Here is a 16,680-nt window from a genome sequence, read left to right on the forward strand (position 1 = left end):
GATGCATCGGGCGGACATTCGCGACGAATCGTACAGTCGGTGCATGGACCTGCCCGTCATGCCGCCCGTGAAGCCGATGCTCGCCAAGTCCGTCGCGAAGATCCCGCCCGGTATGCAGTACGAGGCGAAGTGGGACGGGTTCCGCGCGATCGTGTTCCGCGACGGGGACGAGGTCGAGCTGGGCAGCCGGACCGGCAAGCCGCTGACCAGGTACTTCCCCGAGCTGGTGGCGGCACTGAAGGAGCGGGTGCCCGAGCGGTGCGTGCTGGACGGGGAGATCGTGATCGCCCTGGAGGGCCGGCTGGACTTCGACGCGCTCACCGAGCGCATCCACCCCGCCGACTCACGGGTGCGGATGCTGGCGGAGAGGACCCCGTCCTCCTTCGTGGCATTCGACGTGCTGGCGCTGGACGACGAGTCGGTGACCGGCGTGCCGCTGACCGACCGGCGGGCGCTGCTGACCGGGGCGCTGGCCGGTGCGACGCCCCCGGTGCACGTGGCTCCGGCGACGACGGACATCGAGGTGGCCGAGCGGTGGTTCGAGGAGTTCGAGGGGGCGGGCCTGGACGGAGTGATCGCCAAGCCGCTCTCTCTGCGGTATCTCCAGGACGAGCGCGCCATGTTCAAGATCAAGCACGAGCGGACGGCGGACGTCGTGGTCGCCGGTTACCGCTTCCACAAGTCGGGGCCGGTCGTGGGCTCCCTGCTGCTCGGCCTCTACGACGACAAGGGCGCGCTGCAGCACGTGGGCGTGTCGGCGGCGTTCTCGATGAAGAAGCGCGCCGAACTGGTGGAGGAGCTGGAGCCGCTGCGCATGGACGACGTCGCGGGCCATCCGTGGGCGGCCTGGTCCGAGGACGCCGCCCACGAGACGGCGCGGCTGCCGGGGGCGCCGAGCCGCTGGTCGGGCAAGAAGGACCTGTCCTGGGTCCCGCTGCGGCCGGAACGGGTGGTGGAGGTGGCGTACGACCACATGGAGCACGGGGCGCGCTTTCGGCACACCGCCCGCTTCCGCCGCTGGCGCCCGGACCGGACACCGGAGAGCTGCACTTACGCGCAGTTGCAGGAGCCGGTGCGCTACGACCTCGCGGAGGTCCTCGGCGAGTGACCGCCCGCGCGCGTGGAGGTGCGCACACCCTCACCGACCGCCCGCGCGGCAGCTCGCACACACGCTCACGGCTTCATCAGGATCTTCACCGCGCCGTCCTGCTTCTTCTGGAACATCTCGTAGGCGTGCGGCGCCTCGTCCAGCGGCAGCCGGTGGGTGGCGAAGTCGTCGACGCCGAGGGGGTCCTCGTCGGTGAGGTACGGCAGGATCTCGTCGCTCCAGCGGCGCACATTGGCCTGGCCCATGCGGATCTGGATCTGCTTGTCGAACAGGGTCAGCATCGGCATCGGGTCGGCCATGCCGCCGTAGACGCCGACGAGGGAGAGCGTGCCGCCGCGGCGGACCAGTTCGATGGCCGTGTGCAGGGCCGCGAGCCGGTCGATGCTGAAGCGCTCCATGAGCGGGCCGACCAGCTTGCGAGGCATCGACGAGGTGGCCTGCTGGGCCAGCTTGGCGAGCGCGCTGCCGTGCGCCTCGGTGCCCACCGCGTCGATCACGGCGTCGGGTCCGCGCCCGTCGGTCTGGTCGCGGATGGCGGTGACCAGCTCCTTCTCGCTGTCGAAGCTGCTCAGGTCGAAGGTCTCCACCCCGCGGTCCTTCGCCCGGCGCAGCCGCTCCGGGACCCGGTCCACCCCGAACACCCGCCCGGCGCCGCGCACCTGGGCGACACGGCAGGCCATGTCGCCGATCGGGCCGAGCCCGAGCACGGCAACGCTCCCGCCCTGCGGGATGTCGGCGTAGGCGACGGCCTGCCACGCCGTGGGCAGCACGTCGGAGAGGTAGACGAAGCGGTCGTCGGGCGGCCCCTCGGGGATCTTGATGGGACCGAACTGGGCCTGCGGGACGCGCAGATACTCGGCCTGCGCGCCGGGTACCGAGCCGTACAGGCGGGTGTAGCCGAAGAGGGCGGCGCCCATGCCCTCGGCGGAGACCTGGGTGGTCTCGCACTGGGTGGGCAGCCCGTTCAGGCACATCCAGCAGCCGCCGCAGGCGATCTGGAACGGCACCACGACCCGGTCGCCGGCCATCAGGTCCGGCACTCCGGCGCCGACCTCCTCGACGATGCCGATCGGTTCGTGGCCGAGGATGTCGCCGGGCGTCATGAACGCGGTCAGCACCTCGTACAGATGCAGGTCGGAGCCGCACAGCCCGGAGGAGGTGACGCGGATGACGGCGTCGGTGGGTTCCTGGATCGTCGGATCGGGCACCGTCTCCACCCGCACGTCCCGCTTGCCCTGCCACGTCACTGCCTTCATCGCGCCGGCTCCCTCCGCCGTGTGTGCGCATCCGGGGAACTGCGTCCGGGTACCCGGACGGCCCCCGGCGAACCGTTGGGGGCGGTTCGCTGAGCCGATCGGCCGAGCCGGCCCGACCGAGGGAGGACGACCGGGTATGTCCAGTGATGATCCGATAAGCGGACGATCAATGACCGAGCTGGGCGGGTGGCGACGGTGGCCAGAGGACGTGGGGCGCGCGCACGACGCGCGGTGACGACGACGGCGTTCCTGGCCGTCACGCTGACGATCGCGTCGGCCGCGGGCTGCACGACGGGGCGCGAAGAGGTCGACGACGGGCGCGATCACAGCCGCGGGACGGCGACGGCACCCTCGCCGACCGGGCAGGAAACGAGACCCACGCCGAGCGGCCAGGGGACGGGGCCCACGCCCAGCGGCCAGATCTCGGGACCCTCGCCGAGCGGTCAGCACACCGCCCGGGGTTCCGTGATCGCGGTGAAGATCGACAACTCGTCGGCGGCCCGGCCGCAGACCGGCCTCAACGCCGCGGACATCGTCTATGTCGAGCAGGTCGAGGGCGGGCTGAGCCGGCTGATGGCGGTGTACGCGACCGCGGTCCCGTCCGTGGTGGGCCCGGTGCGCAGCGCCCGCGAGTCGGACCTTGAGCTGCTGCGCCAGTTCGACCGGCCCACCCTCGCCTTCTCCGGCGCCCAGAGCAAACTGCTGCCGCTGATCGACCGGGCCCCGCTGCGGGCGGAGACCCCGGGCCACACCAGGGGTGCCTTCGAACGCGGCGCCGGCCGCCCCGCCCCGCACAACCTCTTCCTGCGCCCGCGCGCCCTGCTGAGCCGCGAGCCCGGCGCGACGGCGCTGACCACCGGCTTCCGCTTCGGCGCGGCACCCGAGGGCGGGCACCCGTCGGCGTCGCGCACCGTGCGCTACCCGCTCGCCAGTTTCACCTTCACCTGGTCCCCGGGCCGGCACCGCTACCTGGTCGCCATGGACGGCACGCCCGCCGTGACGACCGACGCGGGACCGGTGGCACCGGCGACGGTCGTCGTGCAGTACGTCAAGGTGCACCCGTCCCGATTCCACGACTTCCTCGGCCACGCCACGCCGTACACGCAGACGGTCGGCGCGGGGGCGGCGACGGTGATGCGCGACGGGCGGGCCTACCGGGCCACCTGGAAGCGCCCCACGGCCACGGACGGCACGCGCTTCGAGACGAACGACGGGAAGCCGATGACCTTCGCCCAGGGCCAGGTCTGGGTGGTCCTCGCCAAGGCCGCCTGACCGGTACGCCCCGGCGCCTTCCCTCGCCGGGTCAGCACGGCGACTCCCTCGCCCGCCAGCCCTGCCCCCCTCGCCGGTCAGCTCTGCGAGGCGGCGACCGGCTCCGCGGGGTTGCGCAGCCCCTCCGCCGCGTCGGCGACGCGGCGGATCAGGTCCAGGAACCGGGTCTGCTCCTCGGCGGACAGGGGCGCGAGGAAGACCTGGTTCATCCGCGCCGTGCGGACGGTCAGCTTGCGGTGGGTGCGCAGGCCCTCGTCGGTCGGACGGAGCAGGGAGCGACGGCCGTCCTGCGGGTCGCGCACCTTGTCGATCAGACCGCGGCGGCCGAGCCGGCTGATCACCTCGGCGATCGTGGAGCGGTCGAGGCCCACCCGCTCCCCCACCGTGCGCTGGTCGAGCCCCGGCTCGCCGACGAGCGCGTTGAGCACCGCGAACTGCGGTGAGGTGATCTCCTCCGAGACCATGGTGTTCCAGAGCAGGTAGTGGGCCTGCTGGAGCCGCCGGGCGAGGTGCCCGGGGTGCGTCGAGAGGTCCACCGCGGCCATGTGCGCTCCCCTGGTCGTTTTCGTTGGTGCACTGAACGATACCTGCACACTCCCCTCCCGCCTTCAGCGGCCTCTCCCACGAAGCCCAGGTCTTGACGGCTCAACCGACCGATGGCAGCGTGACGGCATCTCGCTGAATTACTCAGTTCGCTGACTAATTGGAGGCTCCCCGGATGGACAAGGTGGTCGCCTCGGCCCTGGAGGCGGTGGGTGACGTGCCGGACGGTGCGTCGCTCGCGGTCGGCGGGTTCGGGCTGAGCGGTGTGCCGAACGTGCTGATCCAGGCGCTGTACGAGCGCGGGGTCAGCGGTCTGAGCGTGGTCTCGAACAACTGCGGTGCCATGGAGACGGGTCTCGCGGTGCTGCTGGCCGCGGGACGGATCGGCCGGGTGACCGGCTCCTACATCGGCGGGAACAAGGAGTTCGCCCGGCAGTATCTGGCGGGCGAGCTGGAGGTGGAACTGATCCCGCAGGGCACGCTCGCGGAGCGGCTGCGTGCGGGCGGGGCCGGCATCCCCGCCTTCTACACGCCGGCCGGGGTGGGCACGCAGGTCGCCGAAGGCGGCCTGCCCTGGCGCTACGACGGCTCCGGCGCGGTCGCGCTGGCCTCACCGCCGAAGGAGGTCCGCGAGTTCGACGGCACCGCGTACGTGCTGGAGCGCGGCATCCGCACCGACTTCGCGCTGGTGCGGGCGGCGAAGGGCGACCGGCACGGGAACCTGGTGTTCAACAAGTCCACCCGGAACTTCAACCCGCTGGCCGCCATGGCGGGACGGATCACCGTCGCCGAGGTCGAGGAACTCGTCGAGCCCGGCGCCCTCGACCCCGACGCGGTGCATCTGCCCGGCATCTTCGTGCAGCGGGTCGTGGCGCTGAGCGCACAGCAGGTGGCGGACAAGAAGATCGAGCAGCGGACGGTGAGCAGCTGATGGCCTGGACGCGCCAGGAGATGGCCGCCCGCGCGGCGCGAGAACTGAAGGACGGGAGCTACGTCAATCTCGGCATCGGCCTGCCCACCCTGATCCCGAATCACCTCCCGCCGGGTGTGGAGGTCGTCCTCGAATCCGAGAACGGCATCCTCGGCACCGGCCCCTACCCCACCGAGGACCAGGTCGACCCGGACCTGATCAACGCGGGCAAGGAGACCGTGACCGTCCTGCCGGGGGCCTCCTTCTTCGACTCCGCGCTGTCGTTCGCGATGATCCGCGGCGGCCACATCGATGTCGCCGTGCTCGGCGCCATGCAGGTCTCCGCCGGCGGCGACCTGGCCAACTGGGCCGTCCCGGGCAAGCTCGTCACCGGGATCGGCGGCGCGATGGACCTGGTGCACGGGGCGCGCACGGTGATCGTGGTGATGACCCACACCGCCAAGGACGGCAGCCCGAAGATCCTCAAGCAGTGCACGCTTCCGCTCACGGGCAAGGCGTGCGTGAACCGCGTCATCACCGATCTCGGCGTCCTGGACGTCACCGACGACGGGCTCGTTCTCGTCGAGACCGCGCCCGGCGTGAGTGTCGACGAGATCACCGCCAAGACCGACGCACCGCTGACCGTTCCGGAGAATGCGCTGTGAAGCCGGTTTACATCGTCGACGCCGTACGCACCCCGTTCGGCAAGTACAACGGCGCCCTGGCCGGTGTCCGCCCGGACGACCTGGCCGCGCACGCCCTGCGCGAACTCCTGGCCCGCACCCCGCAGCTGGACCCGGCCCGCATCGACGACGTGTACCTCGGCAACGCCAACGGCGCCGGCGAGGAGAACCGCGACGTCGCCCGCATGGCCGCCCTGCTCGCCGGACTGCCCACCACCGTCCCCGGCGTCACCGTCAACCGCCTGTGCGCCTCCGGCCTCGAGGCCGTCGTCCAGGCCGCCCGCGCCATCGCCGTCGGTGACGCCCGCATCGCCGTGGCCGGCGGCGTGGAGTCCATGACCCGCGCCCCCTACGTCCTGCCCAAGAGCGACAAGCCCTTTCCGGCCGCGCACACCGAGCTGTACTCGACCACGCTCGGCTGGCGGATGGTCAACCCGAGGATGGACCCGCAGTGGACCATTCCCTGGGTGAGTCGGCCGAACTCATCGCCGACAAGCACAAGATCACCCGCGAGCAGCAGGACGAGTACGCCCTGCACAGCCACCACAAGGCCGCCGAAGCCCGGGCGCGGGGTCTCTTCGACGCCGAGATCACCCCCGTCCCCGTCCCGCAACGCAAGGGCGACCCGGTTCCCTTCGCCGCCGACGAATGCGTACGCCCCACCGCCTCCCTGGAGGCGATGGCCAAGCTGAAGCCGTCGTTCCGGGACGACGGCACGGTGACGGCCGGCAACGCCTCCCCGCTCAACGACGGCGCCGCCGCCCTCCTCCTCGCCGACGAGGAAAGCCTCGAAGCCACCGGCCGGGAGCCGCTGGCCCGGATCTCCGCCACCGGCGTCTGCGGCATCGACCCCCAGTACTTCGGCCTCGCTCCTGTCGAAGCGGTCAACCGGGCTCTGGACAGAGCCGGCAGAACCCATGCCGACCTGGACGTCCTCGAACTCAACGAGGCCTTCGCCGCGCAGGTCCTCGGCTGTCTCGCCGAATGGCCGGAGTTCGACCCGGCCGTGCTCAACCCGCAGGGCGGTGCCATCGCCCTGGGCCACCCGCTCGGCGCCTCCGGCGCACGCCTCGCCGGCACCCTCGCCCACCAACTCGCCTGCAAGGGCAGCGGAGTCGGCGTCGCCACCCTCTGCATCGGTGTCGGCCAGGGCCTCGCCCTCCTCCTCGAACGCTAGAAGATCCCACCATCCCGGGGACTGACATGACTCTCACCCAGCACGACATCGACCAGGAGATCGCGGCCGAGCACGCCGCGTACGAGAAGCGGCTCGCCGACGGCGCGCCCGTGGAGCACCACCCGCGGCGCGACTACGCCCCCTACCGGTCCTCCGTCCTGCGTCACCCGAAGCAACCGCCGCTCACCATCGACGTCACCAAGGACCCCGAGCTGATGGAGCTGGCCTCCCCCGCCTTCGGCGAGCGCGACGTCACGGAGATCGACAACGACCTCACCCGGCAGCACACCGGTGAGCCGGTCGGCGAGCGCATCACCGTCTCCGGGCGGCTGCTCGACCGCGACGGACGCCCGCTGCGCGGCCAGCTGATCGAGATCTGGCAGGCCAACTCGGCCGGCCGCTACGCCCATCTGCGCGAACAGCACGACGCGCCGCTCGACCCGAACTTCACCGGCGTGGGCCGCACCCTCAGCGACGACGAGGGCCGCTACCACTTCACGACGATCCAGCCCGGCCCGTACCCGTGGCGCAACCACGTCAACGCCTGGCGTCCGGCGCACATCCACTTCTCGCTCTTCGGCACGGCGTTCACCCAGCGGCTCGTCACGCAGATGTACTTCCCCAACGACCCGCTCTTCCCGTACGACCCGATCCTGCAGTCCGTGACGGACGACGCCGCCCGGCAGCGGCTGGTCGCGACCTACGACCACGCTCTGTCGGTGCCGGAGTTCTCCCTCGGCTACCGCTGGGACATCGTGCTGGACGGCCCGAACGCCACCTGGATCGAAGAAGGACGCTGAGGCGACATGACGAAGATCGACACGAGCCGGCCAAAGACCGTGCTGCCCACGCCGTCGCACACGGTCGGCCCCTTCTACGGCTACGCGCTGCCCTTCCGCGGCGGCGAGGAGATCGCGCCGCTCGGCCACCCGGACACCGTCACCGTGCACGGATACGTCCTCGACGGCGAGGGCAAGCCGCTGCCGGACGCCTTCGTGGAGCTGTGGGGCGCGGACCCGGACGGGAACATCCCGCAGGTGGACGGCTCCCTCCGGCGCGACCCGGCGACCGGCGGCCATCTCGGCCGCAACGGCGTGGAGTTCACCGGCTGGGGCCGGATGCAGACGGACGCGAACGGCCACTGGTACGCGCGCACACTCCGTCCCGGCGCGCGCGGACGCAGTGCGCCCTGTCTCAGTGCGTGCGTGTTCGCCCGGGGTCTGCTGGTGCACCTGTTCACGCGGATCTACCTGCCCGGCGACGACGCGGCGCTCGCCGCCGACCCGCTGCTCGCCCAGGTGGGCGACCGGCGCGACACGCTGATCGCCGGGGACGAGGGCAACGGGACGTACCGTTTCGACATCCGCCTTCAGGGCGAAGGCGAGACGGTCTTCCTGGAGTTCCAGTGACATCCGAGGCAACGGACACCGGCCTGCTCGCCCCCGGCTGGTTCGGCTCCCCGGCGGCCGCGGCGACGAACGACGCCGCCTTCCTGCGCGCCCTGCTCGACGCCGAGGCCGCCCTGACCCGCGCCCAGGCCGCCCTCGGGCTCGCGCCGCGCGAGGCCGCGGCCGCGGTGACCGACGCGGCCTCCGACCGGGGCGCCTTCGACATCGCCTCGCTGGCCGCGCGGGCCCGCGGCGGCGGCAATCCGGTGATCCCGCTAGTCGCGGACCTGACGAAGGCGGTCGGCGAGGAGTACGGCCCCTATGTCCACCGGGGCGCGACCAGCCAGGACATCATGGACACCGCGGCGATGCTGGTCGCCGCTCGCGCCCTCGGCCTCGTCCTCGCCGACCTGACCCGCACCGAGCGGGAGCTGGCCCGGCTCGCGGCGGAGCACCGCGACACGCCGATGCCGGGGCGGACGCTCACCCAGCACGCCGTACCGACGACGTTCGGGCTGAAGGCGGCCGGGTGGCGGTCGCTGGTGCTCGACGCGCGGGACCGCGTGACGGCCGTACGGGACGCGCTGCCCGCCCAACTCGGCGGGGCAGCCGGTACGCTGGCCGCCTTCACGGCATACGGCGCCGAGGACGCGACCGCACTGCCGGCGCAGTACGCGTGCGAACTGGGCCTGCGTGCGCCGCTGCTGCCGTGGCACACCCTGCGCACGCCGGTCGCCGATCTCGCCGGGTGCCTGGCCTTCACGGCCGGGGCGCTGGGCAAGGCGGCCGCGGACGTGCTCACCCTGTCCCGCACCGAAATCGCCGAGGTGGCGGAGGGCAGCGGGGGTGGCTCGTCGGCCATGCCGCACAAGGCGAACCCGGTGCGCGCCACGCTGGTCGCGTCCGCCGCCCGGCGTGCCCCGCAGCTCGCGGCCACCCTGTACGGGGCGATGGCCGCCGAGGACGAGCGGCCGGCCGGGGCCTGGCACGCGGAGTGGGAGCCGCTGCGGGACCTGCTGCGCCTGGTGGGCGGCGCGGCCCGGGAAGCGGCCGAACTGGCCGAAAACCTGCGGGTCGCCCCGGATGCCATGCGCGCCCACCTGGACCTCACCCACGGTCTGATCGTCTCCGAACGGCTGTCGGCGGAACTGGCCCCGCTGCTCGGCCGCGCCCGCGCCAAGGAGCTGCTCACCGCGCTCGCCCGGAGAGCAGCCGAAGAGGGCCGTCCGCTCGGCGAACTCCTCGCCCATGAGCCGCAGTTGCAGGGCGTCGACCTGGACGAGCTGCCGGACCCCGCCCGTTACACCGGCTCCGCCGGAGCCCTCACCGACCGTGCGCTGGAGCGACGTTGACCGACACACTCCTCAACCACCTCATCGAAGGGCCCGCCACCGCTCCCCCGCTGCTGCTGGGGCCCTCGCTCGGCACGTCGTACGCCCTGTGGGACACCATCGCGCCCGAGTTGTCGATCGGGCACCGCGTGGTGCGCTGGGACCTGCCGGGGCACGGCGGGTCGGCGGCCGATCTGGTCGGTCCGGGCGCCACCGTCGGCGACCTGGCCGGCCTGGTACTGGCGCTGGCCGACTCCCTCGGCGCCGACCGGTTCGCGTACGCCGGGGTGTCGCTGGGCGGCGCGGTCGGGCTGCACCTCGCCGTGCACCACCCGGAGCGGCTCTCCTCCCTGGCCGTGATCTGCTCCTCCGCGCACTTCAACGGGGCGAGCCCCTGGCAGGAGCGGGCCGAGCGGGTGCGGCGCGAGGGGCTCGACTGGCTGGTGGAGAGCGCGGACGCCCGCTGGTTCACCCAGGGATTCACCGTCCCGCGCCTGGTGCGCGACCACCGGGAGGCCGACCCGCACGCGTACGCCGCCTGCTGCGACGCGCTCGCCGCTTTCGACCTCACCGACCGGCTCGGCGGGATACTTGTACCGACGCTGCTGGTCGCCGGCCGGGAGGACCCGGCGACGCCGCCCGCGCATCTGCGTCAGATCGCGGACGCGGTGCCCGGCTCCACGCTGGTGGAGCTGCCCGGCGCCTCGCACCTGGCGCCCGCACAGTGCCCGCAGGCGGTACTCACCGCGCTGCGCGCACACCTCGGCGGCGGCGGGGCGCGGCTCGGCATGGCCGTACGGCGTGAGGTGCTCGGCGACGCGCATGTGGACCGGGCGCAGGAACGGCAGACGCCGTTCACGGCGCGGTTCCAGGACTTCATCTCCCGCTACGCGTGGGGCGAGATCTGGACCGACCCGACGCTGTCCCGTCGCGAGCGCAGCCTGATCACCATGACCGCGCTGGTGGCGCACGGCCACTACGACGAGCTGGCGATGCACGTACGGGCGGCGCGGCGCAACGGGCTCACCGCAGAGGAGATCGGCGCGGTGCTGTTGCAGACGGCCGTGTACTGCGGGGTGCCGGCGGCGAACTCGGCGTTCGCGGCGGCCCAGCGGGTGCTCGCGCAGGAGGAGGACTGAGGGCGCCGCGCGCGGGCCGGCTGAGGGTGTCCCTGCCGGTCGTAGGCTCCGCCGCATCTCCCACGGGGGTGCGCGGCGGGCCTACGGTGGGGGCATGTCCACTGTTCTGATCACCGGGGCGACCTCGGGTCTCGGGCGGTACGTCGCCTTCGAGCTGGTGCGCGCCGGGCACCGCGTCCTCGCGCACGGGCGTGATGCGGGCCGCACCGAGCGGCTGGTCGAGGAGCTGCGCACGGAGAGCGACGCCGACGGCTTCGTCGCCGATCTGGCCTCGCTGGCGCAGGTACGTGAGCTGGGCGCGCGGGTCGCCGCCGCCCGTCCGGACCTCGACGTGCTGATCAACAACGCGGGCGTGGGTGCCCGATCGCCGGGCGGCGGACGGGAGGTGAGCGCCGACGGCCACGAGCTGCGCCTCGCGGTCAACTATCTGGCGCCGGTCGCCCTGACCCGCGCCCTGCTGCCGGTGCTGCGGCAGAACACCCCCGCCCGGATCGTCAACGTCGGCTCGGGCGGGCAGGAGCCCCTGGACCCCGACGACCCCGAGATGACGCGCCGCTACGACGGGATGTCGGCGTACTGCCGCAGCAAGTTCGCGCTGGCCGCGCACACCTTCGCCCTCGCCGAGGAGCTGGCCGGCACGGGCGTGGCGGTGAACGTGCTGCACCCCGCCACCTACATGGACACCGCGATGGTCCGCGAAGCGGGCGTCTCGCCGTGGAACTCCGTCGCGGACGGCGCGCCCGGCGTGCTCGCCCTGGCGACCGGGGACCTGGAGAGCGGGGCGGCGGGCACGGGCGGCTACTTCGACGGGACGCGTCCGGCACGGGCGCACGAGGCGGCGTACGACCCGCGGGTGCGGGAGCGGCTGGCCGCGGTGACGGAGCAGCTGCTCACGATGTGACGGAGGAGCGGCTCACGGCGTGAGGGGCAGGCTCATGCGGGTGTCACGCGGCGGCGCACCGCTCATGGGCTGACACCGCTCAGTCCGCGGACCGTCTCCAGTGCCTGTGTCGCCCGCGCGGCCAGCCCGTCCGCGCCGCAGGAGCGGGCCAGCGCCAGGCCGCGCTCCAGCTCGGCCCCGGAGCGGGCCAGGATGCCGTACTCGATCCGCGCGGCGGCGTGCTCGTACTGCGCGGGCGAGGCCGCGAGATACGTCACCGCCTGCGCGGCCAGGTCGACCGCGCGACGGCCGGTCTCCAGGGCGGCCGCGCAGCGCAGCGCCTCCCCGATGGCGGTGTCGGTACCGAAGCGCTCGGCGCGCGTGCGGGCGTCCGCGGCGAGCCGGGCGGCGCGGGCGGGGTCCTCGGTGGCCAGCGCGCGGGCCAGGTCGCCGGCCCAGGGAACCATCACCGGGTTGTGGTGGCCGCGCGCGGCGGCCGCCTTCTCCGCGGCCTCCAGTTCGTTGATGCCGTCCTTGGTGCGGCCGACGGCCAGCAGGAGCCGGCCGCGCAGGGAACGCGGGTCGGGCAGCACGATGGTGGACGGATAAGGCGGCGCGAAGCCGTACTGCTCCGCGATCGACCAGGCCTCCTCGACATGGCCGCGGGCCAGGAGGGTGTCGACCAGGTTGCAGGTCGCCGACCAGTACAGGGGCAGGCCGCGGCCGACGCGTTCGGCGAGCCGCAGCGCCTCGCGCAGGGACTCCTCGGCCTCCCGGAGCCGGCCGCGCCTGCGGTGCCCCAACCCGACGTAGGCGTGGGCGAGGGCGAGGTGGCCGCCGCTCCAGCCGGCGGACTCGTAGGCCCGCAGGGCGTCGGTGAAGAGGGCCTCGGCGCGGTCGAGGCGGTCGGTGTAGGCGTAGGCGCTCGCCAGCATCATCGGCAGTTCGAGGCCCCACTGGGTGTCGGTCCAGCCGAGGCCGGGGGCGAGACGGCCGTTGACGAGGGCGCGGTCGCACACCTCGACGACCTCCTCGGCGTTCTCGCCGCGGCTCATGGCGTCGAAACCGCGCAGGATGAGCAGGGCCCGCTCGGAGTTGTCGCGACCGGTGCAGGTGCGCGCGAGCTGGGCGAGCCGTTCGGAGCGGCCCGGGGTCGGCGCCTCACCGGCGTGGACGCCTTCCCACATGAACTGCACGGCCTGAAGGCGCATCCTCGCCGGTCCGTCCGGCAGCCGGGCCGCTTCGGCCCCGACGGTGCGGACGGCCTCCTCCAGCTGGTCGTTGTGGAGCAGCGCCTGCGAGAGGCGTACGACGGCATCCACGCGGACGTCCTCGCCCAGGCCCGGCAGGGCGAGGGCCTGGCGCAGGTGGCCGATGGTCTTCGCGGGGGCGGTGAGCAGGGTTGCGCAGCCGAGTTCGAACAGCACGCGCGCCCGCACCTCGGGCAGCGGCGGCTCCTCCAAGGCGCGTTCCAGGCAGCGCTGGGCGGCGTCGGGGGCACCGACGGCGAGGTGTTCGCGGGCGGCCTCGCGCAGTTGGCCGACGAGTTCCTCGTCGTCGTCCGGGTGGACCTGGAGAAGATGGCGGGAGGCGGCCGCGGCGCCGAGGCCGAGGTCGGTGACGAGCTCGGCGGCGATGCCGTGCATGGCGCGGCGCAGGGCGTCGGGGATGGAGTTGTAGACGGCAGTCGCGATCAGCGGGTGGACGAACTCCAGGGCGCCGTCCCGCGCGGGGCCGGCGGCCGGGTCGGGCGCGGTGAGAATGCGCGCGTTCTTGAGGAGTTCGGCGCAGCGGAGGGCGTCCTCGCGCTTCATGGTGGCGAGCCGGGAGACCAGGTCGACGGTGATGGCGTCGCCGAGGATGGCGGCGGCCCAGGCGAACCGGGTGGCGTCTACGCCGAGTTGTTCGAGGCGGGCGACGAGGCCGCCGCCGCGGGCGGAGCGGTTGAGGTCGCGCAGTTCGGCGGCGGAGGACTCGGCCGGCAGGAGTTCGCTGTCGCGGACCTTGGCGAGGAGCTCGACGGTCTCGTACGGGTTGCCGCCGGTGACGGCCCACACCTCGCGGCAGAAGGGGGCGTCGGCGTGCGCGCCGAGCTCGGCGCGGGTGAGGCCCGCGACGGCGTCGGGGGTAAGGGCGCTGAGGACGGTGGCGGGCCGTCCGGCGGCGGCGACGGCCTCCAGCAGGCGGGCGCTCTCCCCCGCGATCTCGCCGGGCCGGCGGGCGACGACCACGAGGACGGACAGGTCGTCGAGGCGCTCGGTGAACGCGGCGAGCCAGCGCAGCGTCTCCTGGTCGGCCCAGTGGGCGTCGTCGATGAGCAGCACCAGCGGCCAGTCCCGGGTGGCGAGGCGGCGTACGGCGGCGACGAGGCCGTCGCACACGCCCTGCGGGTCGGCGTGGCCCTCCCCGGGTTCCGCTATGCCGAGGGCGGGGCCTGCTATGTCGTACCAGTCGCCGAGGTACTCGCGGGCCTCCTCCGGAAGCATCGGGACCAGGGCGGGCTGCAGCAACTGCCGTACGACGTTGAAGGGGACGGAACGCAGGGTTTCGCCGCCGCGGGCCGACCAGACCGTGCAGCCGCGGGCCTCGGCGATCCGGCGGGTCTCGGCCAGCACCGCGGTCTTGCCCAGGCCGGCCTCGCCCCGGAACACCAGCAGGGTGCCGGAGGTCATCCGGTCCGCGCACAGGTCGTCCACCGCCCGTGCGACGACGGCGATTCCTGATCGCGCTCCCACAGGGAAGCCGAGGCGGCCGTCGTGGGCCGTACCTCCGTCATCCCGCTACCTCCCCAAGTCGCCCGAACGACGTACCGACCTCGAGCCTAGCCCCCTCGGCCACCGGACGGTGCTCCGCGACCGCAGGTGTTGCCGTGGAGAGTGAAAGGGGGTATGGGAGACGACGGCCGGGCCTGCGGGGTGCGACGACACCGTCAACGGAGTGCTGCGGACCCTGAATTGACGCGGGGTCGGCCGGAGTTTGACGGGGGGCCGCCGGGGGGATCGCGGGGGCAGTCCGCGAACGCCCTCACGGATGGGCCGACCGCGGTGGCAGCGGGCCACGGGGCAACTCCCCGGGTGCGTGGGCCGCGGACGACTCGGCCGGCGGCCCCGGCGGGGAGTCCGCGGTGGGGGTTCTCATCCGGCTTTCAGGGTGGGCTCATACGGTGGGGGCATGACGCAGGTGACTCCTCCCGGGTGGTATCCCGACCCCGGGCAAAGCAGTGACGGTCCCGCCACCGAGCGCTGGTGGGACGGCGGGGCGTGGACGGACCGGACGCGCCCGGCGGGGACGGCCGCCTGGGGGCCCCCGGCCGACGGACCGGCGACGCCGGCCCACCCCTGGTATCCGGGGTATCCGGCGTACCCCGGATACCCCGGGCAGCCGCCCGCCCGGCGTGGGCGGCGTGGGCTGCGGATCGGTATCGCCGTCGCCGCGGCCGCAGCCGTACTGGCGAGCATCGGTGTCGGGGTCTACGCCCTGACCGACGGCGGTGGCGGCAGCAGCCGTCGCACCGACGCGCAGCAGGCGCCGGGACCCGACGGCCGTAACGGCGGCCCGGGCGAGCGCGGTGAGGGCGGTGGCGGCGGGCAGGCGCCGTCACCGGGGCAGAGCGAGCCGCCGAAGATCGACAGCGGTTCGGTGACCGACGCGGCCGGCGGTATCAGCCTGCCCATCCCGGACGGCTGGTACGGCCAGGAGTACGGCACCAGTGCCGCGGTGACCTCCGACTCCTCCTACCCGTGCCCCGGTGTCACCTCGCAGACCTGCACCAAGGGCGGCGCGTACGCGGCGCCGGCGGCGATGCTGGGGGTCCGGGGCACCACCCCGGAGGAGGTGGCCAAGGCGGACATCGCGAAGAACGCGAAGGAGTCCTACGGCGGTGCCACCTACGGCGCGATCACCTCGCACCAGGTGCTCGCCTCCCAGGCGGTCACCGTGGCGGGGCAGAAGGGCTATCTGGTCCGCTGGAAGGCGGTCACCAGCAAGGGCGCCGACGGTTACGTCGAGTCCCTGGCGTTCCCTTCCCCGGCCGGCCCCCGGATGATCGTCCTGGTCCGGTTCGGCGTGGACGCCGACCAGGAAGTGTCGGTCATCGACCGGATCACCCAGGGGATCAAGCAGGCCGCCGGCGGAGGCAGCGGGCAGAGCGTCTGAACCGGCGGCCGGGAACGGACGACGGCCGGGTGGGACCCCCTCCGCTCAAGAAGGGTCCCACCCGGCCGGGGGGTGCGCGCCGCCCCCGTCCCCACGGTGCGGCGCGGTCAGGTCACCGTCCAGTCATCCCATGGACGGCGGCCTGAGTCTTCAGGTGAGGCCGAGTGCCGGCAGCACCACGGCCTCCACGAACCGGACCAGGTAGTCGGAGTCCGCGTACTGCCCGTCGATGACGGGCCGCACCCGCAGGACGCCGTAGAGCTGGACCGGGACGAACTCCAGCGCCGGATGGTCCGCGGCGACCTCGCCGCGTTCGACGCCGCGGCGCAGGATCGCGCGCAGCGCGCCCATCTCCGGCTCGACGAGCGCCTCGCGCAGGGCCTTGCGCAGCTCCTCGTCCTGCATCACCGCGTGTCCGAGGGCCTGGAGCAGGCTGGTGTCCGGCCCGGACCAGGCGCCGGCCTGCCGGGCCGCCTCGCGCAGGTCCCCGGCGACCGAACCGGTGTCGATGCCGGCGAACCGGCACGCCCGGTTGGAGCGCAGCGCGGCCGCCACGAACTGCGGCTTGGTCTTCCACTGCCGGTACAGCGTGGACTTGCTGCACCGGGTGCTGGCGGCGATGCCCTCCATGGTGACGGCGTCGTACCCGCACGAGCGGATCTGCTCGAGGACGGCGTCGAAGAACTCCTGCTCGCGCTCGGGCGTGAGCTTGGAGCGGCGCGATGCGGCGGCCGTCTCCGGTCCGTCCGCGGCCTGCGACGTCATCGGGGCTTCACCTCGCTGGGATCCGTGGGGCGCTGACTTCCAGTGTGTCGCACCTCAATCGATACGCCAGTGT

The 16,680-nt window shown here is 73.3% G+C and carries 14 protein-coding genes and 2 pseudogenes; 12 read left to right on the forward strand and 4 right to left on the reverse strand.

All coding sequences use genetic code 11. The features are described from left to right. Positions 1-43: 43 nt before the first annotated feature. Positions 44-1,108: an ATP-dependent DNA ligase gene (locus ACF1GV_RS07715; RefSeq protein WP_391678961.1), complete on the forward strand. Its 1,065-nt coding sequence runs from the start codon at positions 44-46 to the stop codon at positions 1,106-1,108. A gap of 65 nt (positions 1,109-1,173) precedes the next feature. On the opposite strand, the gene ACF1GV_RS07720 is transcribed toward ACF1GV_RS07715, so the two are convergent. Then, positions 1,174-2,364 carry a zinc-dependent alcohol dehydrogenase gene (locus ACF1GV_RS07720; RefSeq protein WP_391678963.1) on the reverse strand — a complete coding sequence of 397 codons (1,191 nt, stop codon included), beginning with the start codon at positions 2,362-2,364 and terminating at the stop codon, positions 1,174-1,176. Positions 2,365-2,559: 195 nt separating this feature from the next. On the opposite strand from ACF1GV_RS07720, the gene ACF1GV_RS07725 reads away from it, so the two are divergent. Continuing rightward, complete coding sequence (locus tag ACF1GV_RS07725; RefSeq protein WP_391678965.1) at positions 2,560-3,636, forward strand: DUF3048 domain-containing protein; 1,077 nt, start codon at positions 2,560-2,562, stop codon at positions 3,634-3,636. Positions 3,637-3,713: 77 nt separating this feature from the next. Here ACF1GV_RS07725 and ACF1GV_RS07730 read toward each other — a convergent pair whose 3' ends face one another. After that, positions 3,714-4,181 carry a MarR family winged helix-turn-helix transcriptional regulator gene (locus ACF1GV_RS07730; RefSeq protein ID WP_391678968.1) on the reverse strand — a complete coding sequence of 156 codons (468 nt, stop codon included), beginning with the start codon at positions 4,179-4,181 and terminating at the stop codon, positions 3,714-3,716. 173 nt (positions 4,182-4,354) lie between these two features. On the opposite strand from ACF1GV_RS07730, the gene ACF1GV_RS07735 reads away from it, so the two are divergent. The 9 genes and pseudogenes from ACF1GV_RS07735 to ACF1GV_RS07775 all read left to right on the forward strand — a co-directional run bounded on the left by ACF1GV_RS07735 (position 4,355) and on the right by ACF1GV_RS07775 (position 11,708). After that, positions 4,355-5,110, forward strand: a complete 756-nt coding sequence (locus ACF1GV_RS07735; protein ID WP_391678971.1) for a CoA transferase subunit A — start codon at positions 4,355-4,357, stop codon at positions 5,108-5,110. Further along, positions 5,110-5,754, forward strand: a complete 645-nt coding sequence (locus ACF1GV_RS07740) for a CoA transferase subunit B (protein WP_391678973.1) — start codon at positions 5,110-5,112, stop codon at positions 5,752-5,754. Before ACF1GV_RS07735 ends, ACF1GV_RS07740 begins: the two co-directional genes overlap by 1 nt. Then, positions 5,751-6,074, forward strand: a pseudogene (locus ACF1GV_RS07745) (3-oxoadipyl-CoA thiolase); the annotation flags it as partial. The gene ACF1GV_RS07740 and the pseudogene ACF1GV_RS07745, both read left to right, overlap by 4 nt. Before the next feature lie 149 nt (positions 6,075-6,223). Continuing rightward, positions 6,224-6,949 (forward strand): thiolase family protein, encoded by a 726-nt coding sequence (locus ACF1GV_RS07750; protein ID WP_391678975.1) that lies wholly within the window; start codon positions 6,224-6,226, stop codon positions 6,947-6,949. 26 nt (positions 6,950-6,975) lie between these two features. Further along, positions 6,976-7,749 carry a protocatechuate 3,4-dioxygenase subunit beta gene (gene pcaH / locus ACF1GV_RS07755; protein ID WP_391678977.1) on the forward strand — a complete coding sequence of 258 codons (774 nt, stop codon included), beginning with the start codon at positions 6,976-6,978 and terminating at the stop codon, positions 7,747-7,749. Between the two features lie 6 nt (positions 7,750-7,755). Continuing rightward, positions 7,756-8,358, forward strand: coding sequence for a protocatechuate 3,4-dioxygenase subunit alpha (pcaG, locus tag ACF1GV_RS07760; RefSeq protein ID WP_391678979.1), 603 nt, complete (start codon positions 7,756-7,758; stop codon positions 8,356-8,358). Next, entirely contained in the window at positions 8,355-9,689 is a 1,335-nt protein-coding gene (gene pcaB, locus ACF1GV_RS07765) for a 3-carboxy-cis,cis-muconate cycloisomerase (protein ID WP_391678981.1), read from the forward strand. The genes pcaG and pcaB overlap by 4 nt, the downstream gene beginning before the upstream one ends. Beyond that, a complete protein-coding gene (gene pcaD, locus ACF1GV_RS07770) occupies positions 9,686-10,807 on the forward strand; it encodes a 3-oxoadipate enol-lactonase (protein ID WP_391678982.1) in 1,122 nt (373 codons plus the stop codon). Before pcaB ends, pcaD begins: the two co-directional genes overlap by 4 nt. 94 nt (positions 10,808-10,901) lie before the next feature. Continuing rightward, positions 10,902-11,708 (forward strand): SDR family NAD(P)-dependent oxidoreductase, encoded by an 807-nt coding sequence (locus ACF1GV_RS07775; protein ID WP_391678985.1) that lies wholly within the window; start codon positions 10,902-10,904, stop codon positions 11,706-11,708. A 62-nt stretch (positions 11,709-11,770) separates the two neighbouring features. On the opposite strand, the pseudogene ACF1GV_RS07780 reads toward ACF1GV_RS07775, so the two are convergent. Beyond that, positions 11,771-14,463, reverse strand: a pseudogene (locus ACF1GV_RS07780) (ATP-binding protein). Positions 14,464-14,858: 395 nt separating this feature from the next. On the opposite strand from ACF1GV_RS07780, the gene ACF1GV_RS07785 reads away from it, so the two are divergent. Then, positions 14,859-15,842 carry a DUF2510 domain-containing protein gene (locus ACF1GV_RS07785; protein WP_391678986.1) on the forward strand — a complete coding sequence of 328 codons (984 nt, stop codon included), beginning with the start codon at positions 14,859-14,861 and terminating at the stop codon, positions 15,840-15,842. Positions 15,843-15,992: 150 nt separating this feature from the next. Here the strand turns inward: ACF1GV_RS07785 and ACF1GV_RS07790 are convergent, their stop codons facing one another. Beyond that, positions 15,993-16,607 carry a TetR/AcrR family transcriptional regulator gene (locus tag ACF1GV_RS07790; protein ID WP_391678987.1) on the reverse strand — a complete coding sequence of 205 codons (615 nt, stop codon included), beginning with the start codon at positions 16,605-16,607 and terminating at the stop codon, positions 15,993-15,995. Positions 16,608-16,680: the final 73 nt, after the last annotated feature.

It is taken from the genome of Streptomyces sp. NPDC014006, assembly GCF_043088925.1.
Classification (GTDB): Bacteria; Actinomycetota; Actinomycetes; order Streptomycetales; family Streptomycetaceae; genus Streptomyces.

Excerpts from the sequence above, each read along its gene's own strand:
- ACF1GV_RS07715 (WP_391678961.1), top strand. The coding sequence starts at position 44 with ATGGACCTGCCCGTCATGCCGCCCGTGAAGCCGATGCTCGCCAAGTCC.
- ACF1GV_RS07720 (WP_391678963.1), bottom strand. The coding sequence starts at position 2,364 with ATGAAGGCAGTGACGTGGCAGGGCAAGCGGGACGTGCGGGTGGAGACG.
- ACF1GV_RS07730 (WP_391678968.1), bottom strand. The coding sequence starts at position 4,181 with ATGGCCGCGGTGGACCTCTCGACGCACCCCGGGCACCTCGCCCGGCGG.
- ACF1GV_RS07735 (WP_391678971.1), top strand. The coding sequence starts at position 4,355 with ATGGACAAGGTGGTCGCCTCGGCCCTGGAGGCGGTGGGTGACGTGCCG.
- ACF1GV_RS07740 (WP_391678973.1), top strand. The coding sequence starts at position 5,110 with ATGGCCTGGACGCGCCAGGAGATGGCCGCCCGCGCGGCGCGAGAACTG.
- pcaH (WP_391678977.1), top strand. The coding sequence starts at position 6,976 with ATGACTCTCACCCAGCACGACATCGACCAGGAGATCGCGGCCGAGCAC.
- pcaG (WP_391678979.1), top strand. The coding sequence starts at position 7,756 with ATGACGAAGATCGACACGAGCCGGCCAAAGACCGTGCTGCCCACGCCG.
- ACF1GV_RS07775 (WP_391678985.1), top strand. The coding sequence starts at position 10,902 with ATGTCCACTGTTCTGATCACCGGGGCGACCTCGGGTCTCGGGCGGTAC.
- ACF1GV_RS07785 (WP_391678986.1), top strand. The coding sequence starts at position 14,859 with ATGACGCAGGTGACTCCTCCCGGGTGGTATCCCGACCCCGGGCAAAGC.
- ACF1GV_RS07790 (WP_391678987.1), bottom strand. The coding sequence starts at position 16,607 with ATGACGTCGCAGGCCGCGGACGGACCGGAGACGGCCGCCGCATCGCGC.